The following is a 24805-nucleotide window of genomic DNA, read 5'->3' on the forward strand; positions in this document are numbered from 1 at the left end:
GCGGCAGGACTTCGTTTTTTCGCATAGATGCCTGCCCGACCGAAAGGTGGGCTTCGGCAGGCTCAGCATGACGCAATAGTACGGTTAGTATTTGGAACTTGTTGATGAGTCTTCGTATTTTCGGAGAGAATTAACGTAATTGTTACCGTCACCCTGCCTGCCCGCCTGAGGTGGGAGCCTGCCGAAGGGTCTTCGTTCTTTCGGAGAGAAACAAAGCCAATTGTTACCGTCACCCAGCCTGCCGCCTGAGGTGGGAGCCTGCCGAAGGGTCTTCGTTCATTCGGAGCGGCAGGTCTTCGTATTTTCGTATAGATGCCTGCCCGACCGAAAGGTGGGCTTCGGCAGGCTCAGCATGACGCAATAGTACGGTTTGTCATTGATAGCTTGTGACCCTCGATGTTCTCTAAACCATTTTAATCAAAATGACTTTAATTATTGGTTGGTGATTCTGTAAAAACCCATGACTCAAATCTCAATTCATAAAACGCCGGAAAACCTTTTGCCCTATGAAGGTGAAGCATACTACTTTCCCGATTTTTTCGATCCTGAAAAAAGCCAATATTTTTTCCAAAACCTTAAAGAAAACATCCATTGGAAACAGGAGCCCATCAAGATTTTTGGTAAGGAAGTGTTGCAACCGCGGTTGACAGCCCTGTACGGAAACCCAGAGATTCCTTACAGCTATTCAGGAATTCGCATGCAGGCCCAACCATTCAACGAAGCATTGAACAATATCAAAAACCGCATAGAGCAGGTAGCCAAGGTAGATTTTACCCATGTATTGCTAAATTACTACCGACACGGTCAGGACAGCATGGGCTGGCACAGGGACAATGAAAAGGAACTGGGCCCCAATCCGGTGATCGGTTCGATTAGCTTTGGGGCCAAGAGAAAATTTCACTTCCGCCATTACCGGGACAAAAGAACGAAAGTGACCTTGGACCTGCAACACGGCAGTTTTTTATTGATGGCAGGTGCCACACAGCACCATTGGGAACACCAAGTGCCCAAAACCCGCCAAAAGTTAGGGGAAAGGATCAATTTGACTTTTCGTGTAATTCGATAAATAGCAAAAATAAAATAATAGATTTCGCTGAATGGTAGTATTCTGAGTTGTTTTTGGTATAAAAAGCTGATTTATGCATACCATCAACCACCATTCATAAAATAATCATCTAATACTTATTATGTTTTAAATGAATTTTGTAAATTTATAGCAATAATATATTGATTTTATCCTATTTAAAACAACCTTAATCTAAACTAACATGTTGACTTTCGTAATTGTAACATTGGTTGTGGCATTTATTGCCGCAATTTTAGGTTTTACCGGACTAGCTTCTGGATTGGCATCTATCGCCAAGATCATATTCTATATTTTCTTGGTTCTGCTTGTTATCAGCTTAATCATTGGCTTGGTTAATGGATTTTAGCCTTGTGAAAATGAGGTGGACACCAAGATTTCACCTATCCACTGTGCTGAATCCAGCGAATCTGTTAAAAATAAAAGGGGAGAAGATAGCCACATCTTCTCCCCTTATTTTTGATTTTTCTTAATGAGGTCTATTGATGTTGGATTGCTTATTACAATAGATCAATTCTTGAAAGTTACCGGATTGGTCAGCGTGCCGATGGGTTCTATGGTGATGTCTATTTCATCTCCCTCAGCCAAGGTAAAATCATCTCCCGGAACCAAACAGGTACCTGTCATCAAATAAACGCCTTTTGGAAAACTCATTTCTCTGGTCAAAAATCCCACGAGTTCCTTGTGTTTTCTTTTCATTTGGTTGATGGATATTTGACCCTCGAAAACTTTGGCGCCATTTCTTCTGATGGCCATTTCTATCAAGGTGTCCGGGTCAATTGGTTGCTCCGGTACCCAAAGACAAGGTCCGATGGCAGCTGCCCTATCATAGCATTTGGCTTGGGGAAGATAAAGGGGATTTTCCCCTTCAATATCTCTGGAGCTCATGTCATTTCCCACGGTATAACCGACAATGTCTCCATCTTTATTGACAAAAAGGGTCAATTCCGGCTCGGGTACATTCCATTGGGAATCTCTCCTGATGTAAACAGGATCTCCAGGACCTGAAGCCCGGTAAGGGGTGGATTTGAAAAATAATTCAGGCCGCTCCGCTTCATACACTTTTGAATAGAATACATCTGCGCCACTTTCCTTTGATTCTTCCATTCTGGCTTCTCTACTTCTCATGTAAGTAACGCCTGCGGCCCAGATTTCCTGGGTTCCGATCGGAATCATCGCTTTGCTCTCATCCCATGCTTTCGGGCTGATTGAGGCAATTTTTTCTTTGATTTTTTGGTGAAGGTTAGGTTGATTGACAAACTCATCCCAATCCAGTTTTCCGAGCAAATAAAATTTGTTGGAATTTCCGATGATGATGCCTTCAGGGCTATTGTAGATCTTCATATTAATAGGTTTTGTGTTCAATTTAAAAAGAATTTCTGTATAGAAGAACATGTACCTTACGGATAGCCTCCCCGAATCTCTTTAGATCAAATGGATAAAAGGCATTTTGACGCTTATTGAAACAAAAAGTAAATTTTTGTGAAACTTTCGCCTATGAATTAATGGATACAATCCTAACATGTATTTTAAGAAAGAAATTCGATTAATGTGTTGATAATCAATAATATAATTTATTTTGGTGAGTGTAGAAATTTATTTAAAGGGATTCTGATGGAAGTAAAATGATTTCTTCTCATTCTTTCAAGGGCTGTCTTAATTAAATTGAATTTAGTTCATCAAATTTTTGATGAGTGGTAAAAAAAATCCGTTCCGGTTTGTTGTCACAATAGAGAAAACCATCGAGCAGGTATTGACGGTTTTTATGCATGTCCCATGTCTTGAGTAGAAAAAGTCTTTGTTTAAAGGGTGAACCCTTCGCGGTTTTTACCATTCTGATACCTTTTTGATTTTCGATTATCAAAAAATGAGTGACGAATTTGGCGGATTTTTGCTCAGAATCTCTGACATTAAACTAACTTTGCCGATTCTTATTTTCCAGGAATTCCCTATTCAAACTTTTGATTTGTTATGAAATCACCAAATCGATTTGGGTTGTTGAGAGATGCCCTCAAAGGGGTGGAGCAGGATTATACCAAAATCGGGATCAAAACCGGAATTTTCCTTTTGGCCGTACCCATGATTTTGGAGATGGTGATGGAATCCCTGTTTGCAGTGGTGGATATTTTTTTTGTGGGCAGACTTGGGGAGCATGCCATAGCCACCGTGGGACTGACAGAGGCCATTCTTACCATTATTTATTCGGTAGGAGTGGGGGTAAGCATGGCTGCAACGGCTTTGGTAGCCAGGCGATTTGGTGAGAAGGAATACAAGAAAGCGGGTACTGTGGCTTTTCAATTGCTGCTGGTTGGGACGATAGCCTCTTTTCTGATGGGGATACTAGGTTATATTTTTGCAGCAGATGTCCTTCTTTTGATGGGCGCAGAAGAAGAAGTCATTGCCACAGGAACCGCTTACACAAGGATCATTTTTGCGGGAAATACAGCCATAATGTTGCTGTTCTTGATCAATGGGGCCTTCCGTGGGGCCGGCCAACCCCACTTGGCCATGCGCACCCTATGGCTTGCCAACGGGCTGAACATCATTCTTGATCCCATTTTGATTTTTGGATTGGGAAGTTTTGAAGGCTTGGGACTCGTAGGAGCCGCTTGGGCTACCACAATAGGTAGAAGTATAGGGGTGATTTATCAATTGTACCACTTGTTAAATGGCCAACACCGCTTAGTGATTCTTCGGGACAACCTGAAGATCAAGTTGACTACTTTAAGAAAAATCATTTCCATATCAGCCGGTGGGATGGGACAGTTTCTGATCGATTCAGCAGCGTGGATCATCCTGACGCGTATTGCCGCTGAATTCGGTAGCGCTGCAGTGGCGGGATATACCATTGCTTTCAGAATACTTTTGTTCAGTCTGATGCCTGCCTGGGGACTTTCTGCGGCCGCGGCCACTTTGGTAGGACAGAATTTGGGAGCCCACAAGTATTTTAGAGCAGAACTTTCCGCCTATTTAACGGCGAGGTATAATTTTTTCTTTCTAGCAGTGGTGACCTTGCTTTATCTAATTTTCGGGGATTGGTTGGTCAGCATTTTTACCCAACAAGCGGAAGTAATTGCCATTGCTTCCAAAGGGTTAAAAATCACGGTGCTGGGCTATATTTTCTATGCAGTGGGCATGGTCATGGTTCAGGCTTTCAATGGAGCCGGTGATACCAAAACTCCAGCCTATATCAATGTAGGCGTATTTTGGTTCATAGAGATTCCCATGGCTTATGTGCTGGCCATTGTATTCCAGCTTGAGGTGGTGGGCATTTTCATCAGCATCGCTTTTTGCCATTCCTTACATGCCATGATTGCCCTTTGGTTTTTCAGAAAAGGCACCTGGAAAGTGGTCAAGGTCTAAGCATTATTCCGGTCAAAACATTTCATTGACATTAAGGAAAATGCCCGAAGCCCCCCTTGTCCCCCAGCCATAATCCAATCCTATATTGACCCTTTTTTTCTTTAAGACCATGTACCTGATGCCCAGTCCATAGCCCAGCTGGAATTGACTGAAAAGGGCCACATCCTCTGTTCGGCTACTCGCTGAGGTGGTGTTGACAAAAATGACACCGCCAAATCGGTCTTTACGTTGCTGAAGCGGAAATCTCCATTCCAGTTCTCCATATACCAGGTCTTCACCTCTAAATCTACCAAAAGTGTAAGGTCGACCTGAGCGGCTAAACATATCCCATCCCAAAGCTGGCAAAAACATGTAGGGCAGATCACCCCCAGTCACCGTCCATCCATAGGTCCAAAAAGCCAGTAAGTTTCTTGGCCTTTCTCTGTTTAAGGTAAAGTAATTCCGATATTCCACCCACAACTGACTTCCGGAGACTGTGCTTCCCAGCGCTTCAGGCGACACCCGCCAAGAGAGCAACATAAACTGTCCATCGTAAGGATTGGCCACATTGTCTCTGCTGTCAAAAAGTAGGTTCATGGAAATGCCCGACTGTCTGTAGGCCTCCAAAGGCAGTCCTTTGAGTGTCTGGTATTGGTGGTGGAAGGTGAGTTGCTGGGGATTGCTTTCCAGATCCAATTCTTCATCCTCTATGCTATAAATTGCGTCAAAATGATATCCTAGCCTGTAAAAAAACCTTGTTTTTTGATGCCTTTTTAAAGCTGTCCCATAAAACCTGAAATGGTTGAAATAAATCATTTCTTTGACCAAATCTGCAGATTCCAAGGGTCCTGGAATCTGATGTTCTCTTGCAAATAATTTGGTGCCTAGCCCGTAGGTGGGCTGATTGTTGATGTTGAAGCGGATGTCAGTCAGGATAACCCATGCATCATCTTTCAAATAGGCATTGGAACGCATGGACGTAAAAAGCTGTCTTTTGGTGGTCACCAAAGCCATGCCCAAAGCGGTAGACATGCTGGTAGTCGAAGGATCGCCGGCAAACCAATTAAAAGAAGGAGCAACTCCTAAAATCAGACCTGAAGTGGGATTGGAGGAGATGACCGGCAAGGGAATAATGGAAAGTTTTCTTGTAGGCTCGGTTTGGGCTGAGAGGGTGCTGTCCATCTGTGCATGCAGATTTCCTGATAAAACCATTAAGGCCAAAAACAGTGTATAGGCGGATTTGAAAGGTAAAACCCTCATAAATTTGAAATGATGATAATAATAAAATTAAGGATTAATCATGGAAGTATTGTGGCAAAAAACACAAATTTACTTTTACGTTTAAGTAAATAATAAGGCAATTGTTCTGAGAAAGGAAAAGATAATGAGATAATCTTAAATGGGGGAAGTCAATTAAAGTGAAGATGTAAGTTATGATCTAAAAATCCAGTTTTTTGATCAGAAGAACCAGCCGGTTGACTTGGGTATGGTCCATTTTTGCATCATACATGCTATCAATGTGGAGTTTTTGTTCCCAATCTGGTAGGTTTATGAAATTATGGTAAGCTTTTGGTGCCTCCTTAAGACAAGATAGTATATCCTCCGGAATGCCCTTTGGGCCTTCATCTGCAAAAAGGCGTATATGTACCCAGTCACCAGCTTCTTTTTTAATGAATTTACGGATAGCAGCTTTGACAGGAAGAAACAGCTGTCCATTGCCAAAGGGCATTAGTTTGTAATGCGCCAAGGGGAATTCATCTATCGTTCCATTTACCCTCAACCAACCGAAGGGAAAGCGCTTTTCCTGAGGGATTTGCGGAATCAGGGCATAAGTCCATCCCCCTTTACCGGGGAACTTTTCCAAACAATAAGATTGATCTATCAAAGTACTTTTTTCCATGATTGAATTTGACTTCTCTATCTAAAATTAGAGAAAAAAACATCAAAATGAAGCAAAGTAAAGGTGAAGGGATGAAAAAGTTTGCGGGGATATCAGTGTCTGGAATCTCTTTTAAATGTGCCATAAAATGGTGGCACTATGAAACGGAAATGCTTATGTATCTTCGTTTACATGATTCAATTGACTTTGGCAGTAAATTGCTTTCATCCAAATCCCCCCCCCATATGCAGGGCTGAATTCTTTTCTTGGAAAGTATTGGACTGAAATAAACTTAGGGCAAATGCCTAAAATTGTCGAAATTGTCTTTTGGAATGAGAATCAGGAAAAAAAACTTTACCTGATCAACTATTCCTTTTAATCACTAAACTTCCATTAGCGGGATATCTTCTATCCGGAGGAAAAAAACAACAGTTTTCACTAAACTTAAATGAAATGAGTCTATATCTAGGATTAAGAACCACCATTTACATGGTACCGGATTTGGGACAAGCCAAACAGTGGTATGCCACCCTCTTCGAAACCCAGCCCTATTTTGATGAACCATTTTATGTGGGATTCAATATCCGGGGCTATGAATTGGGACTTTTGCCGGAAGAGGAACCTGTGGAAAGAGGTGAAAATGTCCTCACCTACTGGGGTGTGGATGACATTCAGCGGGTCTACATCCACATGATCAGAAACGGGGCCACTCCCCGAAAACCTCCATCCAATGTAGGCGGAGAAATAGAGGTGGCCACAGTCAAAGACCCATGGGGCAATGTGATCGGCTTGATTTACAATCCGCATTTTGCCAGGGATGAATTCCGATAGGGACCAGTTTTTGGGAATTGATAATCAGGTAAAGAGGAGTAAGTTTCAGGTATGCAAAAGGATTAATTTAAATGGGCCAATTTTAAATTCAGCTGAAATTTTTTTTGTAGTGAAAAAATCTTATTTGACTGGTTTTTTTATAATGAAGTCCTAAAAAATATTTAAAAAGACAAAAATATATGCAAAAACATCCATTCTTCAAGGATTTTTGATGTTTACGTAATATTGCTTTTGTTCAGGAAAAAAAATCCTGAACTTGGAGCTATGAATGGAAAAATTTTCTTCTTTTTATGGCTCCTAATCCTCATTTCATTTCAGGGTTTTGGCCAAAGTATATCCGGAAATTTCACCCTTCAGATTGATGATCAGTTGGAGGAAAGAATCTATTCCATTGACCAATTGGAGTTTTTTGAAGACACCACCAATACCTTGGAGTTTCATCAGATCATGGATCCCAAATTTCAGCAGCACTTCAAGATAAGACCTTCCAACAACAAGAACAGTTTCAATACCGAACATACTTATTGGGTCAAACTTTCCGTAAAGCTGAACCCAGCTTCCAAAAAAAGCTGGCTGATTGAATTTTATGATCAGACCATCGATGACTTGGAGGCTTATCTTCCCCTCGAAGGCGGTCTGTATGACCATAGGCGTTTTGGAGATGCCCTCCCATTCAATACCAGGGATTTTAAGCATAAAAATTTCGAAATGTTGTTGAAAAATGACAGGGAGGGTATTGTCAATTACTATTTCCGAATACGATCTGACCAAAAAGCGGATATCAGGATAGCCGTCAGGTCTGTGAACCGATTTCTTTTTTATGCCCTGAATGAGTATTTTCTCTACGGGATTTTCTATGGCATGATTGCCATCATTTGTATTTACAACCTTTTGGTTTTTTTGGCCATAAGAGAAATCAAGTACATCTATTACATCCTCTATCTTTTGAGTGTGGCTGCTTATGCCCTATGTTTGGATGGGATAGGTTTCCAGTACATTTGGCCCAATTTCCCTGAATTCAATCAGATTGCCAATGGATTTTTCCGGTTTTCCATTGTCCTGTGGGCCGTGCTGTTTTCCATCAGGTTTCTTAACACCAAAAACAGGGCCCGGTATGCTCACCGGATCCTTCAGGTCATTTTAGGGTTGAATGTGTTGGTATTAGGAATGGGACTTCTGATTGACAAACTCTTTTTTGAAATCAGTTATTTTGATATTCTGCCTTTTGTGTGTGTTTTCATTACAAGCATATTCATCTTGCTCAAAGGCTATAAAGTGGCTCGATTCTTTGTGGTGGCTTATGGGGTATTGTTTGTGGGCATTTTGATCAAAGTTTTGGTCAGTACATCTATCATAGATCATTCCACCTTGGGCTATTATAGCCTTCACTTGGCATTTCTACTTGAAATGATCCTGCTTACCATGGCTTTGGGAGACCGCTTCAGGATCATGAAGGAATACCGGGACATGGCCATGAGAAAAACGCTGCGACAGATGGAAGCCAACAATGCCTTAAAAGATAAGGTCAACCGGGAACTTGAGGCCAAAGTCAAAGAAAGAACCCGGGAACTCGAGCATAAAAACCAGGAACTGGAGATCACCAATGCGCGGATTTTGGAAAAAGATGAAGAAATCAAGCGCATGAATGCCATTCTGGATCAGGACAACTGGCGATTGAAAGGCAAAGTAAGGGAGTCGATCAAAATGAGACTGGACAACAAGCAACTTTCTTATGAGGAGTTCAAAAGCATTTTTCCTGAGGCCTCGGCATGCCTGCGATACCTGGAGGCTTATAAGTGGAAAGAGCGGAAATTCCAATGTCGGCAGTGTGGCAATACCAAATCATCAGATGGGCCCAAGCTGTTTACCAAAAAGTGTTCTAAATGCGCCTATATTGAATCAGTAACAGCCGGCACCATTTTTCATGGGGTAAGGTTTCCCTTGGAAAAAGCTTTTTTCATCGCTTATTCGGTTTTGAATCCCGTAGAAAAACTCACTTTGGATGAACTTGCAGGACAATTGGACATGAGAAAAAACACCGTTTGGAGTTTTAAGAAAAAAGTATTGTCATGGACAGAAGAAAGCACTTTCCGATGGAGGGATTTATTGGATGAAGAAAAGCACAAGACTGGTTTGTTGAATTGACATTTTTGACTTGCAAGAAACAGCTATTTTTCGCATTGGTATTCATGGGTTATTTATGGTCTCAAAGATCAGTCTATCGTTCTCTAATCCAACTTTAGAAAGGTATTAAAGCGTGATATTAATCGTTATTTAATATCTGTTTTAAATTTAATTTTAATCTATTTATAGTTGTTTTTAACCTATTTTTTGATGAATTACTTACATTTCTTTGAGATTTTGAAAATTGGTTCAAACGTTTGAAAATCAACATTTATTTAAACCCTAAATTCATAACCATGTTAAAAATTCTACCAAAAAATCAAGTTTGGTTTCGTGCGGGGCTACTGTTTAAACCCAGGTGGATTCACGTTTTTTTCTTTTCCCTGTTGCTGAACAGTACCCTTTCCTATGGCCAAAGTGTTACCATCACAGGTAATATAGTAGATGCTTCGGGAGATCCTATACCCGGAGTAAATGTCATAGAAGCTGGAACCACCAACGGGACAGTGACTGACTTAGATGGAGATTTTTCATTTGATGTCTCCTCTGCCGATGTCAGCATCACGGTGTCTTTTATAGGATTCAGTTCACAAACCATTCCACTCAACGGCCGAACCAATGTGTCCATCGTCCTGGAGGAAGATACCCGCTCACTCGATGAGGTTGTCGTGGTGGGCTATGGTACACAGCGTAAGAGTGATCTGACGGGTGCGATTTCCAGTATCAAAACAGAGGAAATTGTCCGGCTTCCTGTTGCGAATGTGACCCAATCCTTACAGGGAAGGGTAAGTGGGGTTCAGGTAACTTCCGCTTCTGGGCGGCCCGGTGAAGGAACGACCATTCGGATTCGGGGTGTCGGAACACTCAATAATGCCAATCCGCTTTTTGTAGTAGACGGCATGTTGCTGGATGACATTGATTTTATCAATCCCAACGATGTGGAATCCATGGAAGTGTTGAAAGACGCTTCAGCTACCGCCATCTATGGCTCACGGGGTGCCAATGGTGTAGTGATCGTCACGACCAAACAGGGTTCATTTGAAGGAAAAACCACTTTCAGCGTTGATGCTTATTCGGGTATACAGGATGTGCCTGACCGCATCAGCCTCGTCAATGCCCGGCAGTTCGCCGAACTGGCGAATGAACTGGAACAAAATGTGGGCAATGAACCTCTTTACAATCCGAGTGAATTCGGTGTCGGTACAGATTGGCAGGATGTGATCTTTAGGACTGCTCCCATAAACAGTGTCAACTTGGCCGCTTCAGGCGGTACGACCAATACCTCCTTCAATATTTCCATGAATTACTTTAACCAACAAGGGGTGATCAGGGAATCAGAATTTGAACGTTTGACCTTGAGGTTCAACAATCAGTATAGGGCCTCTGAAGCCATCAAATTTGGGCATAATTTCTCGCTGATTTATAGCAATTCCCAAAATGAGCCGGGAGGGGTAGTTGCAAATGCATACAGGGCCTTTCCAATTTTTACTCCCCAAAATCCCGACGGGTCATTCACCAATACCAGCCCAGTGGGCAATCCCGCCGCTCAATTTGAATTCAACGCCAACAATGATAACAACGCTTACAGAGCGGTAGGAAATTTCTTTGTGGATGTGGATTTCCTTGAGCATTTTACCTTCAGGTCCAGTTATGGTGTAGATCTGGGATTCAATGACAGCAGGGTGTTCACTCCTGTGTTTTTCGTATCCCCACAGCAGCAGGTGATAGAAAACAGCATCTCAAGAGTAAATTCCCAAACCCGCAATTGGCTATGGGAAAATACGGTGAATTATAGTAATCAGTGGGATAAACATCGATTGGATGTTTTGGCGGGATTTACCTCCCAGGAGTTTGTTTTCGAACAACTTGAAGGAGGCAGAAGGAATCTCCCCGGAGAGGACCCTGCCCTCTGGTACCTCAATGCCGGGGAATTGACCACCCAGACCAATGCCAATTTTGCCAGAGACTGGTCCATGGCCTCTTACCTGTTTAGGGTAAATTATGTGTTCAATGACAAGTACCTGTTCACCGGTACTGTCCGAAGGGACGGGTCTTCCAGGTTCGGGAGGGAAAACAGGTATGGAACCTTTCCTTCTTTGGCAGCAGGCTGGAGAATTATAGAAGAAGGTTTTCTTCGAGACCAAAATGTTCTGAGTGATCTGAAATTGCGAGCAAGCTGGGGAATCATCGGAAACGACAAGATCGGAGAATATGAAGGACGGCCTGTGGTTACTGGCAATACCAATGCGGTGTTTGGTGTAAATGAATCCTTGATCTATGGGGCTGCCATCACAAGGCTGGCCAACCCATTTATCCAATGGGAAGAGACGGTTCAGTCGGGTATCGGAATTGAGCTTGGTATGTTTGAAGACAAACTTCGGGCAGAGGTGGATTACTACTACCGGAGAACCAATGACATCTTGGTCGGTGTGCCGATTCCCGCCTATGTAGGAGCTTCCAATTTCCCGGTGGTAAATGCTGCAAGTGTGGAAAACAAAGGCTTTGACATCACACTGGATTGGCGAGACCGGGTGGGTGAAGTAAGTTATAATTTTGGTATTGTGGCATCAACAGTCAATAACCGGGTGTTGGACCTTGGTGAAGGTAATGAAGCGATTTTTGCCGGTGCCGTTGGCGTGGGAGGCTTATTGGGTTCGAGGACCATCGTAGGTGAATCTATCGGTCACTTTTTTGGCTACCAAACAGCCGGTATTTTCCAAAACCAAGCGCAAATCGAAGCCTCCCCAACTCGTGGTCCTGAAGTGCCTGGAGATTTGATTTTTGTGGATACCAATGGTGACGGTGTAGTGAATACCAATGACCGGGTAATTCTAGGGAGTCCGATTCCAAGCCTGATTTTCGGCTTCAACCTTGGTTTTGAGGTCAAAGGTTTCGATATGAGGGCGGATTTCAACGGTACCTATGGCAACAAGATTTACAATGCCAAAAAGCAGGTGAGATTTAATACCTACAATTTCGAAACCAGCTTCCTGGATCGATGGACTGGTGAAGGCACCAGCAATACGGAGCCCAGGATTACCAATGGTGGACACAACTACGAGGTTTCGGACCGCTTTATTGAGGATGGATCCTTTTTAAGGTTGAGGAATGTTCAAGTAGGTTACTCCTTTCCGCGGGGCATGTTGTCCAGGTTTAAGGTAAATAATTTCAGGGTATACCTTTCAGGAACCAATGTGTTTACGCTCACCAAGTTTACCGGTTACACACCTGAAATTGGTGGTGGTAATGTGTTGGGTACCGGATTTGATTCGGCCATTTACCCGCTTGCAAGAACTTTTAACCTAGGAATCAGTGCCAATTTCTAAATCCAAAACGTCAAGAAAATGAAAAATCATAAAATGTATAATTTGCTCAGTTTTTGTCTGGTTTGTAGCTGCTTCTTCGTGAGTAGCTGTTCGGATGAGTTTTTGGACAAATCCCCCAAAGCAGAATTGACGATAGACAGTTTTTTCCAGAATGGAACACAGGCGGTGGAAGCCACCAATGGAATTTACAGTCATCTCAGGAGTTTCAATGTCCATGTCTTTTCCTACATTGGGCTGACCGACATTGCATCTGATGATGCCGACAAAGGATCCGTTCCCGGAGATGCCGCTTTTTTACAGGACATCAATGATTTCACCTTCGATGCGGGCAATAATGCGGTAGTAGGGGTTTGGGGCGGATATTTCCAAGGCATTTTCAGGGCCAATCAGGTCATTACCAATGTCCCTGATATTGATATGGACGAGGATTTAAAACAAAGGGTAATCGGCGAGGCCCGCTTTCTCCGGGCTTATTTTTACTTTTTTCTGGTCCGGGCTTACGGAGATCTTCCTCTTGTAGATCGACCCCTGCAGCCAAATGAATATTTCCAGCCTAGGTTGCCTCAGGAACAGATCTATGACTTTATTGTGGCGGACCTGGAATTTGCAGTGCAGAATTTACCTGCAAAATCGGAATATCCGGATACGGAATTGGGTAGAGCGACGAGCGGTGCCGCTCAAGGTCTTTTGGCCAAAGTTTATTTGTTCAGGGATGATTTCCAGAATGCCTTCAACCAAGCCCAGGAAGTAATCAATTCAGGAGAATATGCCTTGTTTGGAGATTATGAGGCTTTGTTCAGAGAGGAAGGAGAACATTCTTCGGAAAGTCTTTTTGAAGTCTCAGCGGTAGCTTTGGAACAGGGAGGCGGAGGCCATCAATTCAACGAGGTTCAAGGCATCCGTGGCAATCCCAACAATGGATGGGGATTTAACAGCCCGTCGGACGATCTGGTAAATGCTTATGAACCGGGTGATCCAAGAAGAGATGCAACCATCATTTTCAACGGACAAACCCTTCCAACTGGGCAGGTCGTGATGGCTGATCCCAACATGGGTCCTGATGCCAGGTTCAGCAAAAAAGCCTGGGTGCCACAAATTCCTCCCGGGGGATTTGGCAACAGCGGTGCCAACATCAGGTTACTGCGCTATGCGGATGTTCTTTTGATTGCGGCTGAAGCAGCCAATGAAATTGGCAACAGTACGCAAGCTTTGAATTATCTCAACCAAGTCAGAGAGCGGGCTAGAGGTGGAGATTCCAGCATTCTTCCAGATGTGACCACCACCGATCAAAGTAATCTTCGGAATGCCATCTATCAGGAGCGCAGGGTGGAGCTCGCCATGGAACAGCACCGTTATTTTGATCTCGTGCGCACCGGTCAGGCCCAGCAGGTATTTGCCGACCTCGGCATCACTTGGGTTCCCGGTAAGCATGAGGTATTTCCCATACCCCAAGCAGAAATTGACATCAGTGGCGGGGCAATCACACAGAATCCCAATTATTAAACCAAACCGGGTCAGTTCATTTACTAGCGCACTGACCCGGATCTTTGAAACTCCTAGTTTCTACTTTCCGACGAATAAAATTAATTCCTACTTTAGGGTTGTCAGCTGAATTGACCCTAAAAAATGCATCCTAACCTTAAACCCAAACACCGAAATGAGATGCTTTGCAAAGTGTAACACCTATGTACATTTTTTGACGATTTTGCTTCTGATGAGCTGTGGACAAACCCAAAAGAACTATGATGGCAAACTCAAAGCCAAAGGCTTTGATCGCCATGTGGAATTGAAATGGAATCCGGATGCGGAGGCCGCATCTTATCTTATCCTGGCAAGTTCCGATGGAAGGCAGTTTTCGGAGAGGGCCAGTTTGGAAGACACCATCTTCATGGATTTTGTCAATGATCTGGGTGAAGGTCTCAACCTCAGGTACAAACTCCAAGGGGTCAACGCCGCAGGAGAGGCCTTCGAGCTTGGTGAAGCGGAGGTTTCCACAAGACATTTTTCCGATGAGGAATTGCTTGACATGGTTCAGTACTATACTTTCAGGTACTTTTGGGAAGGAGCCGAACCCAATTCAGGCATGGCCCGGGAACGGATTCACCTGGATGGGGATTATCCGGAAGATGATTTTCATATCGTCACTACTGGCGGCACAGGTTTTGGTATTTTTGGATTATTGGCAGGAATTGACAGAGGATGGATTACTAAAAAGGAGGGGCTGGATAGGTTCCACAGAATGGCCGATTTTTTGGCAACAGCAGATCGGTTTCATGGCGTATGGCCCCATTGGCTGAACGGGGAAACCGGCAAAGTGAAGCCTTTTGGTACCAATGACAATGGGGGGGACCTGGTGGAATCCGCCTTCTTGATGCAGGGATTGCTAGCGGTAAGGGAATATTACAAAAGCGGAGATGAAAGTGAGCAGGATTTGGCACAGAAAATCGATCAACTCTGGAAAGAAATGGAGTGGGACTGGTACACCCAAGGAGGGCAGGATGCCCTTTTTTGGCATTGGTCTCCAGATAAAGAGTGGGTCATGAACTTCCCAATAAGGGGGTATGATGAATGCCTGATAACCTATGTTCTGGCCACATCCTCACCCACCCACGGGATAAATGAAACACCCTACCACAAAGGTTGGGCGAGGAGTGGAGGAATCAAAAGTGAGGCGGAACCTTTCGGCTATCCACTCGCCCTTAAACACAACGGGGCTGAAGAAATGGGAGGTCCGCTTTTCTGGGCCCACTATTCCTATATCGGGCTAAGTCCCAAAGGCTTGAAGGACAGGTATGCAGACTACTGGGAACACAATACCAACCATACTTTAGTCAATAGGGCATGGTGTGTGAAAAACGAAGGCGATTTCAAGGGTTACGGGGAGGATCTTTGGGGGTTGACAGCCAGCTATTCGACAAGAGGCTACATGGCCCATAAACCAGGAAGTGATATAGGTGTCATCTCACCCACTGCAGCCCTTTCATCCATACCCTATACCCCAGAAAAGTCCATGGACGTTATCAAAAACCTATATTACAACTACGGAAAGAAAACTTTTGGGGTGTATGGGTTTTATGATGCACTGAGTCCGGAGGAAAACTGGTACCCGCAGCGCTACCTGGCCATTGATCAGGGGCCCACAGTGGCCATGATCGAAAACCACAGAACGGGCTTAGGGTGGGATTTATTGATGGGTGCCCCTGAAATCCAGGAAGGACTGAAAAAACTGGGCTTCGAAAGTCCCTATTTTGATTGAAATTACTGTCAAAATTCAATAGCTTGAGTCTTAAAATTGAACCAAATGAGATACGCTGTACTGCTTGTTTTTCTTTTTCTGGCTTGCTTTAATCCTTCGGGAGCCATGGCTCAGGAAAAAATGGTTGTAGCCACTTACAACATCCGATTTGACAATCCGGGGGATGACGGAAACCTGTGGAAGGACCGGTCTTCCCACCTGATCAATCTAATCCGATTTCATCAAATCGGATTGTTTGGCACACAGGAAGGACTCAGTCATCAGTTGAAAGACATGGAAGAGGCCCTCGGGTTTCCTTACATAGGCGTAGGACGGGACCAAGGGGGTGAAGAAGGGGAGTTCTCAGCCATCTTTTATGACCCTGAGCAGTTTACTTTGTTGGAAGAAGGAAATTTCTGGCTTTCGGAAACCCCGGAGAAACCTTCCAAAGGCTGGGATGCCGCCCTCAACAGGATCTGTACCTGGGGAAAATTCCAAAAAGGAGAAGCGATGTTTTATGTGTTCAATGTCCACTTTGACCATGTGGGGCAACAGGCGAGGGAAGAAAGCAGCAAATTGATTGTCCGTAAAATCAATGAACTGAATATAGAACGTGTTCCCACCATTTTGATGGGAGACTTCAATGTGGAGGATGATAACCCGGCTTATGCCGCCGTCATGGATTCCAAATGGCTGATCGATACCAAAAATAAAAGTAAAATCCCACCTTATGGCCCTTCTGGAACGTTTAATGCTTTTGACTGGGAAATGATGCCGGACCGGAGGATAGATTATGTTTTTGTTTCACCGGAATTTGAGGTGAAGCGCTACGGGGTTTTGTCTGATCATTACGGTAAAAAGTATCCCTCGGATCATTTTCCGGTTTTGGTGGATCTGGAAATAAAGCCATAATCATTGACAATTTTTTAACCTGTAATATGCCACACTTAGGAATATTTGCAACAACAGATTTAATCAATGACTCATTCTGACCTACTCTGAAAATCGTCACGGATTTTCCTCAGGTCTAGATATTGTTTGCTATATGAGTTGCTGAATCCACGTCACAGCGCTTGGCTAAAATACATCAGATCTTATTTCAAACACGTGTTGATAAATTGATTATTAACACGTATCTTTATTAAAAAATGCAATGAAAATGAATACAAAATTGACTTTAACAATAGAAAAGGAGATTATAGAGATTGCTAAAAAATACGCAAAGGAAAAGGGACAAAGCCTATCAGAAATGGTTGAAAATTATTTCAAATTTTTAACGGCTGACAGGACAAAAATTAAAGAAAAGCAACTTTCTCCAAAAGTTCGAAAATTGAGGGGAATAATTAAAGCGGAAGATAATGTTGATTTCAATCAAATCTTAACCGAAGAACTTTTAAAAAAATATGGAATATAAACTTTTTGTTGACTCTGATGTGGTTATAGATTTTTTTACGGACAGAGAACCTCATGCAAATCCTGCAAGTGAACTTTTTGAACTTAATGAACAGGGAAAAGTAAAGATTTACTTATCAGCCGTTAGCATTAATAACATTTACTACATTGTCAGGAGGTTTTTAGGACACAAAAGAACAATTGAGGTTATTGAAATCCTTATTGAAATGACTGAAATTGTTGGAACTACAAAAGAAGAAATCATGCAAGCGCTAAAATACGATTTCACGGATTTTGAGGATTCAGTTCAGTATTCAACTGCTTTAAAAATTAAAGATGTAAATGCTATTATAACAAGAAACGTCAAAGATTATAAAAACGCATCAATTGCAGTATTGACACCTTTGAATTTCCTGAATTTGAAAGCGAAAAACGAGAGTTAACTTGCATTTGATGTTGAGTGGTAAAAAATTCAAGTTCAGTTTTTTTACTTATTGCATCAAATCAAAATTTAGCCTTTTTGAGTCCATCCTACCTTCCGGTACGACCGTTTTACTTCCTCAAAAAACAGAACCTTAAAATTAACTGAAAGAATCAGCATTAATTCCTTAATATTCATATTTTGTCAATATAGATGGTTTTAATTGTGCTTATTTTTACCATTTTACACAATTATGAATGTATCATGAAATCACACAAACTTATTCCTACAGAAAAAATTATTGAGCGTCTTAGAAAGAAGGTAGAAAAGAGGGAGAAATAGATCTTGTATTAGTAGATGACAAGGTCTGATGATAAAAGAAACCTTTGTAGAGTAAAGAAAATTTAGTTGAGAGCAATTAAGTAGACATAATTAAAGGTACTGCACATCGCATAAGTACATCTAGCTGACTTTTCACTTAATCCGCATCGTCTCATTGTCCAGGGTAAACATTTCCCCGTCGCTCAATTCGATTTCAATGACAAAAAGAAGTTCTGTTTCTCCCTGAGGTGGTGTCCTGAATTTAAGGTAGAGATTTTCATCCCTGAAAAAGTTTTTCGATGTTTTCAGAAAATCACTGATCTCATACTCAACCTGAAAGGTTTCTGTGATAAAAAATTTGTTGGTGATGTCCTGATCCATAATGAGGGTTTCGCCCGGAAGCTGGGTTACTCTTTTGTTGATGACCCTCAATGATTGGAGCGTCTCCTTGGAATGGGCCTCCAATACACTGCAAGCTACCGCTTTTTGAGTAAACCAAGGACCATTTCCTTCAGAAGTGGTTTGGGAAAGCAACTCTGTATCCGAAACCCAAAAGGCCTTGTAAAGAGCATTGAAGTGGTAAAAAAGGCTTGGATTGATGGGTTCATTGTTATCGGTTCGGAAAAGGGTCTCTGATGAAAAACCCCTCACACTCATTTCTGGAGTGGTGAAAACGGGATTGCAACCACAGGGCCCATTGCACAAATCTGTACAAGAGATAGGTAAAAGCCCCATAAAGAGGCCAAATGCCACGACAGAAAAGATTTTGTGTTTCACGGATAGCTTTTTTTCATTGCCTCAATTTACAAAAACAAAATTTCAATCAGAAATCTTACTTCTTTCATCTATTTTTCAGAGTTCTTTTCAACTTCCAAAATGCTAATATTAACAGAAAAATCCGGTCAATTGTTTGTGCATCTTTAGGTTAGCCACATGCCTAATCAATAAAAACCAGGGTTAAATGTTAAGATCGCCGCAACACCCTTCTTCGGTCATCAGTCACCTTTAATCGTGGATTGTACCTTACTGGCAAGCAAGCTGAAAACCAAATTCGTTATTAGAATTTTTCCATGTACCCGCTTTTTTTCAAAAACCTGCGGTAGCGATTGGTTTTTAGGATCTTGTTCAGGGCTTTTTCCTTGTTTTTGGCATTTTCATAATAGCTTTCACAGATCCGATATCCCATAAAATAGCCCAAGTCGGCAGGCCTATCCGTAGAGCCGGTGCCGTTGTATAACCAATTGCTAAAGTCCTTGCCATACATTTCTTGGGAAAATTCTTTCCATAATGCCTCCTCATTTTCATATCCATAAGCATACATGCTTTTGTTGATGGTGGCCCCTGTCACTTTCTGGGTCAGAAAATCTGCGGCCCCCTCATGGATGCTCATGCTCAAAAGCCGGTGATTGAGGTGCCCCCACATGGCCCCCATGCCAAATCGCTGTTGGGTATGGACAAGTTCATGGGCTGTAAATTCCAGTACTTGGGCATGGTCAGGCAATACCGCTTTCAACCACGAGTTTAGTTCTTCTTTATGCACCGTGCTGTCTGCCACCACCATTTCTGTTCCGATCAGCAGCCAGCCTTTTTGTACCGTTCCCCCGGTGGACAATACCCCAATGGCAAAACAAATGGGCGGATTTTTGAATCCTTTTAAAGCCGAGCGGAATTGAACGTACTGCTCTTCAATGGCCGGAATATAGGTTTTGATGTCAAGGGTTTTTTCCCGCACTGATTCCCAGAATTTAGGGGCATGGGCTATTTGTTGGACGTATTTTTCGGCAGTGAGTTCTCGGGCTTTGATAAAGCGCCGGAATCCTTCACTGGCCTGATCTAAATACAGGGTCTGAATCAGCCTGATGCTATCTTCAGTAGAAGCGGCCTCTTCCAGGGCATCATAGGCCTCCCAGAAGCGAATAATATCTTCAGTGTAGATCCTTGGAGCTTCATGCTGCCCATATACCGGATCCATTCCCAGGCAAAGAGCCAGCAAAGGAATGCAAAGAATTTTGATAAGGTCTAAAACAGATAGAACCCACTTATTTTTTTCCATTAAAAATTCGAAAAAGCTCTTTATGGTTTCCGCCACTTAATTCTCAATATTTTATCATCATTGGGTCTCAATGCCGCTCGGCCGTCCGTATTGCTGGTGCATACATAGAGATACCCATCTGGCCCTTCGGTAACATCCCGAAACCGGCCATAGGTTCCTTTTGATAGCTCAGAGGAAAACCACCGCTCCGTGGAGATGACGTCCTCACCATCTTCTTCAAAACGGATCCGAAGTAAAGCCTGACCTGCCAAAGAGGCCAGAAACAAATCACCTTGGTGAAAGGCCATACCAGCTGGTGGAAAAGCAGCTTGATTCCAACTTAAGATGGGGTCTTCATAGGCTTCTAGTCCTGGTGCCCCGACCACATGGGGCCAGCCATAATTTTTGCCTTTGTGCACCACATTGACTTCGTCTCGATAGCGAACACCCCCTTCCTCCGGTGCGCCGGAAGGGCCATGTTCTGAGTTGAACATCGTCCCGGTCTCAGGATGCCAGGCAAAACCCTGTACCACTCTGTGTCCATAGGAATATATGGGTGATCCAGGAAATGGATTATCCTCTGGGATATCTCCTTCAGCGGTTACCCTTAGGATCTTTGAAGCCAAAGACTCCAAATCCTGAGCCACAAAAGGCTGGCTTAAATCCCCGGTACCAATATACAGATGTCCATCAGGACCGAAAGCTATCCTTCCTCCCAGATGGATGGCAAAGGCAGGAATCTTATCCACGATCACAATGTCTTCTATGGGTCCTTTCTCTTCAATCCGCATGCGAATCACCTTACTGGTCAACCTGTCTTTGTCTTCTCCATAGGTATACATCAGGTACATAAAAGGTTGGGATTCAAATTCCGGATGCAGGGCCATACCCATCAGGCCGGCATCCCCAATGGGGCTTACATCGGAGACTTTGTGGAACAAAACCGGTGTGCTTGACCCTTTGGGAATTCGCATGATTTCACCGGTTCTTTGGGCAACCAATGCATCTCCATTCGGTAGAAAGGCCAGGCTCCAGGGAATATGCAGCTTGTCAACCCAAACTTCCACTTCCACCCCTTCCGGCTCAGGTAAGAATGTCTCCTGAAATTTCTGGGGCATTTCTCCCAAAATGGGTTGGGCTTGCTGAGCCAGCAAAGGGCCAGCCATGAGAAAAAAAAGCAAAAGATTTGGAATTTTCATTTTAGGTAAGTTTCTGAAGAGGAAAGTCAGCCAAAGGGTTCAAATGATTCAACTTACTTAGGTCCATTTGCTACCAAAACATAAACTACCTAAATTCCCGATTGTTGGCAAGCTTAACACTCATTATTGATGTACGATTTACGATTTTTGAGTTAGTTTTCAGCTAAACCCCCGTTGTCCAGTTGCCAAGTTCTCTGTTGCCCTGTTTTTCAGTTCTCGGTTGTCCTTATTTTCAGCTTTCAGCTTCGAGCTATTTCACTTTTCCGATATCCTGGTTTTCAGTTTTTATTGAAAAAGTGACACCGACCCCATTCTTATTTCATCATTCGTAATACCGCATTCGTAAATCGTAAATCTGAATTATATCAATCAACATAAAATGGCTTTCGATCATCGGGCATCTCTCCGAAGTAAAGAAGACTCCCTCCATTGGCGGGCAGGCTTCGCTCCGCTCAGAGTGACGGTAAAAATGTTGTTTCATTACTATGAAAAAACGAAGACCCCTGCTTTCGGCGGGCAGGCTTTCGGCCCGCTCAGCGTGACGGTAAAGTGACTGTTTTTCCTACTTTCAGCTTTCAGCTTTCACCTTCGAGCTATTTCACTTTCCCGATATCCTGTTTTTCAGTTCACTGTTTACCCTACTTTCAGTTTTGAGCTTTGAGCTAAATATCTTACACACCAGTAATATCCCGAAATTTTACACTTTGTCTTTGGCTCAGGTCTATTTTGTGTCCGCTCTGTAATTCCACCAGAAGGGTGCTGTTGAAGTATGGGTCTATTTTCTTGACGAAATTCATGTTGAACATGTACTGCCGATTGGCCCGAAAAAAGACATCTGAAGGCAGTCTGTTTTCCATATAAGTCAGAGATTTATGGAGCAAAGGTTTCTTGTCCCCAAAATGTACCTTCACATAATTCCCCTCACTTTCCAGAAGAAAAATATCAGCTACAGGAACAAAAAAGCACTTTTCCCCATCCTTGATAAAAATGCGCTTGTCCAGACTGAGCCGATCCGATTCGGATTTTTCCCTGATTTTTTCACTTTTCTTTTCCAGCCTTTTGACCGCTTCTGCCAGTCTTGCTGGGTTGACGGGTTTTAATAGGTAATCAAGCGCATTGATTTCAAAAGCCTTGATGGCATGCTCATCATAAGCAGTGACGAAAATCACCTCAGGAACTTCCTCTAATTCTTCTAACAATTCGAAACCATTCATACCCGGCATGTTGATGTCCAGAAAAATAAGATCGGGATGAAGATCATTGACCAATTGCACCGCCTCACTGGCCCGCTCAGATTTTCCAATGACGGATATTTCCGGGAAGTTTTTCAGCATGACTTCCAGTTCGGTGATGGCCAAAGCCTCGTCGTCGATGATTATTGCATTGTAACTCATGGCATTTCTGCTTTATGGTTTGATTAAGTTTAAATTACTATTCTTTGATTACCCAGTACCATTTGGGTTGTTCTCCTTCATCAAATGTCCATCCCGGCAAACCGGAAAAATCAACGTGGCCAAGACCCCGTCCAATTCAACCTGATTCAAGGCAAACCTTGCATTCTCCCCAAATAGATTTAGAAGCCTTTTTTGGATGTTTTGGAGACCTATGCCATTCAGGTTTTTGGCTTTTAATTCACCGGAATTAAAGACCTCGATAAGAACAGCTTCTTGCTCTAATGTTGCCTTAATGCTGATATTCCCTCCATCGGGCAATTGGGTGATGCCGTGTTTGATGGCGTTTTCGGTCAAGGTCAAAACCATAGCTGGGGGAATTTTAAGCTCCTGTACCGCTGCCAGCATATCCAGCTTGTAGGTCAGCCGATTTCCAAACCGGATCTTTTCCAATTCCAGGTATTTTTCCACCTCCTGAAATTCTTCCTCAATGCTGATCAAGGGTGACTTTTCATAGTTCAGGGTAAACCTGAGCAGTTCGCTCAGTTTGATGATGGCTGTTCTGGCTTTTTCACTGTCAACCAATACGAGTGCTTTGATACTGTTGAGTGCATTGAAGAGAAAGTGGGGGTTGAGCTGGGTCTTAAGCAACTCGAGCTCAGAGGTTTTAGCGAGGTTCTCTGCTTTCAACACCTTCTCGGTAATTTCTTGGTTTTTCAACCTGATTTTGTACAAATAGTAAATGATGATCCAGACCACTACATACCGGGCAATATTCATGATCTGACCAAAAAAACTGATTGCCGCCTCCTTCCAATTTTCTTCTAATAATTCGAAATTGGCGATCAAGACGGGCAGATAGGAAAAAATAACCAAAGCAGTACTGATCAGCAAAACGTCCAAAAAAGCCTTGGTCCAGATGGTAGGAGAGGAAAGTTCAAATGTCTTGGGTTTGATCATCCATACTTTGTAAAAATGGGAAACCACTATACCAATGATGGCCATTATCAGAAATTGGATGACGAATTCCCATTTGAATTCCCGAACAATGAAGAAAGTGTAATTGATGGTTTCTACAAAGACCAAACCCAGCCAACCTCCTATATGGAGCAACCAATACCTTTGTTTGTGGGATAAACGGTTGACGTTTTTCATACCTTCTAGACTTCGTTTTTGGGATATTGTTTTTGAAGAGGATAGGAAATCACTGTCCTTACTTTTTCTGGCTCAAAATTCAAAAAGTGAAAGTAGGCCTCACGGCCAAATAATTTCTCCAAACGCTGTCGAATGTTGTCTATCATAGCGCTTTCCATGTTCATCTCAGCAAGGTTCCCAAGATGGTCAACCTGTATGTGCATGTGGTTGTCCTTGGTGAAGGCATTGATCCATAACTCCCCGCCTTCCCAATGATTTTTCATCCCGTTATTAACGGCGTTTTCTGCCATTGTAAATACCATGGTTGAAGGCACACTTTGACCCAAAGCCTCAATGTCCATTGATATTTTATAATTCAGCTGGTCATTGTTACAGATTTTCTCCAGCATCAGGTATTTTTCTACTTCCTGCATTTCTTCTTGCAGACTAATCAATGGACTGTTTTGATAATTGAGGGAAAAACGCAAAAGTTCACTGAGTTTGATCAGGGTATCACGCGCTTTTGCTTTATCCAGCATGGCCAGAGATTTGATACTTTCGAGACTTTTAAACAAAAATTCAGGCTTTAGCTGGGATTTCAACAACTCCAATTCAGCTTGTTTTTTCTGGGCATCTGAAAGCAACTTTTCCTCAATCACCTGCTTGTTTCTTTCCAGAATCTTGAAGAAAAAGTAAATGGTAATCCAAGCGCCAAAGTAGGTGCCATAATTGATAAATTGAACGATTGAATAAGTAAAGGTCAAATATTCAGGGTAAAACCAGTAAGTAATCCCTGCAAATATCAAAACCACCGTCCCGGCAGTAACCACAATAGCTTGTAATCCTTTAAAAAAAATAAACGGATACGGCCTTTCAAAAAGCGATGAAGGGATAAACCATTTTCTATAAAAATGGCTGATGCCAAGACAGAAAAATCCAAATACAAAAGTATTGACAATTTCACCTGCATCTAAGTTACTTTCCAAAAGCAGTTTTTGATTGAGAATGCTTGTAATTGACATGGAAGACCAACCCAAGACCTGAAGCAACCAGTATATTTTGGTTTTGGAAATTTTTTCGATTTTTTGCATCCC

20 protein-coding genes are annotated in these 24805 nt (G+C 42.8%); 11 read left to right on the plus strand and 9 right to left on the minus strand.

Features of this window, described 5'->3' with window-relative positions; all coding sequences use genetic code 11:
* Positions 1–460 precede the first annotated feature (460 nt).
* Entirely contained in the window at positions 461–1066 is a 606-nt protein-coding gene (locus H1A14_RS02550) for an alpha-ketoglutarate-dependent dioxygenase AlkB family protein (protein WP_194774618.1), read from the plus strand.
* A gap of 202 nt (positions 1067–1268) precedes the next feature.
* Positions 1269–1433, plus strand: a complete 165-nt coding sequence (locus H1A14_RS02555) for a DUF1328 domain-containing protein (RefSeq protein ID WP_194774619.1) — start codon at positions 1269–1271, stop codon at positions 1431–1433.
* A gap of 161 nt (positions 1434–1594) precedes the next feature.
* Here H1A14_RS02555 and H1A14_RS02560 read toward each other — a convergent pair whose 3' ends face one another.
* Entirely contained in the window at positions 1595–2428 is an 834-nt protein-coding gene (locus H1A14_RS02560; RefSeq protein WP_194774620.1) for a fumarylacetoacetate hydrolase family protein, read from the minus strand.
* A gap of 627 nt (positions 2429–3055) precedes the next feature.
* Here H1A14_RS02560 and H1A14_RS02565 point away from each other — a divergent pair.
* Positions 3056–4447, plus strand: a complete 1392-nt coding sequence (locus H1A14_RS02565) for an MATE family efflux transporter (RefSeq protein ID WP_194774621.1) — start codon at positions 3056–3058, stop codon at positions 4445–4447.
* Between the two features lie 12 nt (positions 4448–4459).
* Here the strand turns inward: H1A14_RS02565 and H1A14_RS02570 are convergent, their stop codons facing one another.
* Entirely contained in the window at positions 4460–5686 is a 1227-nt protein-coding gene (locus H1A14_RS02570; protein WP_194774622.1) for a BamA/TamA family outer membrane protein, read from the minus strand.
* 178 nt (positions 5687–5864) lie between these two features.
* Positions 5865–6326: a DUF1905 domain-containing protein gene (locus H1A14_RS02575; RefSeq protein WP_194774623.1), complete on the minus strand. Its 462-nt coding sequence runs from the start codon at positions 6324–6326 to the stop codon at positions 5865–5867.
* A 432-nt stretch (positions 6327–6758) separates the two neighbouring features.
* Here H1A14_RS02575 and H1A14_RS02580 point away from each other — a divergent pair, with 432 nt between their 5' ends.
* The 8 genes from H1A14_RS02580 to H1A14_RS02615 all read left to right on the plus strand — a co-directional run bounded on the left by H1A14_RS02580 (position 6759) and on the right by H1A14_RS02615 (position 17656).
* Positions 6759–7136: a VOC family protein gene (locus tag H1A14_RS02580; protein WP_194774624.1), complete on the plus strand. Its 378-nt coding sequence runs from the start codon at positions 6759–6761 to the stop codon at positions 7134–7136.
* A gap of 264 nt (positions 7137–7400) precedes the next feature.
* Positions 7401–9281 carry a 7TM diverse intracellular signaling domain-containing protein gene (locus H1A14_RS02585; protein WP_194774625.1) on the plus strand — a complete coding sequence of 627 codons (1881 nt, stop codon included), beginning with the start codon at positions 7401–7403 and terminating at the stop codon, positions 9279–9281.
* Between the two features lie 275 nt (positions 9282–9556).
* A complete protein-coding gene (locus H1A14_RS02590) occupies positions 9557–12586 on the plus strand; it encodes a SusC/RagA family TonB-linked outer membrane protein (RefSeq protein ID WP_194774626.1) in 3030 nt (1009 codons plus the stop codon).
* Between the two features lie 18 nt (positions 12587–12604).
* Positions 12605–14089, plus strand: coding sequence for a RagB/SusD family nutrient uptake outer membrane protein (locus tag H1A14_RS02595; RefSeq protein ID WP_194774627.1), 1485 nt, complete (start codon positions 12605–12607; stop codon positions 14087–14089).
* 154 nt (positions 14090–14243) lie between these two features.
* On the plus strand, positions 14244–15842 hold the full coding sequence (locus tag H1A14_RS02600) for a glucoamylase family protein (RefSeq protein ID WP_228527513.1): 1599 nt from the start codon (positions 14244–14246) through the stop codon (positions 15840–15842).
* A gap of 45 nt (positions 15843–15887) precedes the next feature.
* Positions 15888–16733: an endonuclease/exonuclease/phosphatase family protein gene (locus H1A14_RS02605; protein WP_194774628.1), complete on the plus strand. Its 846-nt coding sequence runs from the start codon at positions 15888–15890 to the stop codon at positions 16731–16733.
* A gap of 247 nt (positions 16734–16980) precedes the next feature.
* Positions 16981–17235, plus strand: coding sequence for a DUF6364 family protein (locus H1A14_RS02610; protein ID WP_194774629.1), 255 nt, complete (start codon positions 16981–16983; stop codon positions 17233–17235).
* A complete protein-coding gene (locus H1A14_RS02615) occupies positions 17225–17656 on the plus strand; it encodes a type II toxin-antitoxin system VapC family toxin (protein WP_194774630.1) in 432 nt (143 codons plus the stop codon). Before H1A14_RS02610 ends, H1A14_RS02615 begins: the two co-directional genes overlap by 11 nt.
* A 452-nt stretch (positions 17657–18108) precedes the next feature.
* Here the strand turns inward: H1A14_RS02615 and H1A14_RS02620 are convergent, their stop codons facing one another.
* From H1A14_RS02620 to H1A14_RS02645, 6 genes are all read right to left on the minus strand, one after another.
* On the minus strand, positions 18109–18732 hold the full coding sequence (locus H1A14_RS02620) for a hypothetical protein (protein WP_194774631.1): 624 nt from the start codon (positions 18730–18732) through the stop codon (positions 18109–18111).
* Between the two features lie 280 nt (positions 18733–19012).
* Positions 19013–20008 carry a gliding motility protein GldB-related protein gene (locus H1A14_RS02625; protein ID WP_194774632.1) on the minus strand — a complete coding sequence of 332 codons (996 nt, stop codon included), beginning with the start codon at positions 20006–20008 and terminating at the stop codon, positions 19013–19015.
* A gap of 20 nt (positions 20009–20028) precedes the next feature.
* On the minus strand, positions 20029–21186 hold the full coding sequence (locus H1A14_RS02630) for a PQQ-dependent sugar dehydrogenase (RefSeq protein ID WP_194774633.1): 1158 nt from the start codon (positions 21184–21186) through the stop codon (positions 20029–20031).
* 671 nt (positions 21187–21857) lie between these two features.
* Positions 21858–22580: a LytR/AlgR family response regulator transcription factor gene (locus H1A14_RS02635; protein ID WP_194774634.1), complete on the minus strand. Its 723-nt coding sequence runs from the start codon at positions 22578–22580 to the stop codon at positions 21858–21860.
* A gap of 48 nt (positions 22581–22628) precedes the next feature.
* Positions 22629–23732 carry a sensor histidine kinase gene (locus H1A14_RS02640; RefSeq protein WP_194774635.1) on the minus strand — a complete coding sequence of 368 codons (1104 nt, stop codon included), beginning with the start codon at positions 23730–23732 and terminating at the stop codon, positions 22629–22631.
* Positions 23733–23737: 5 nt separating this feature from the next.
* Positions 23738–24802, minus strand: a complete 1065-nt coding sequence (locus tag H1A14_RS02645; RefSeq protein WP_194774636.1) for a sensor histidine kinase — start codon at positions 24800–24802, stop codon at positions 23738–23740.
* Positions 24803–24805: the final 3 nt, after the last annotated feature.

This window comes from Pararhodonellum marinum (genome assembly GCF_015354735.1).
Classification (GTDB): Bacteria; Bacteroidota; Bacteroidia; order Cytophagales; family Cyclobacteriaceae; genus Pararhodonellum; species Pararhodonellum marinum.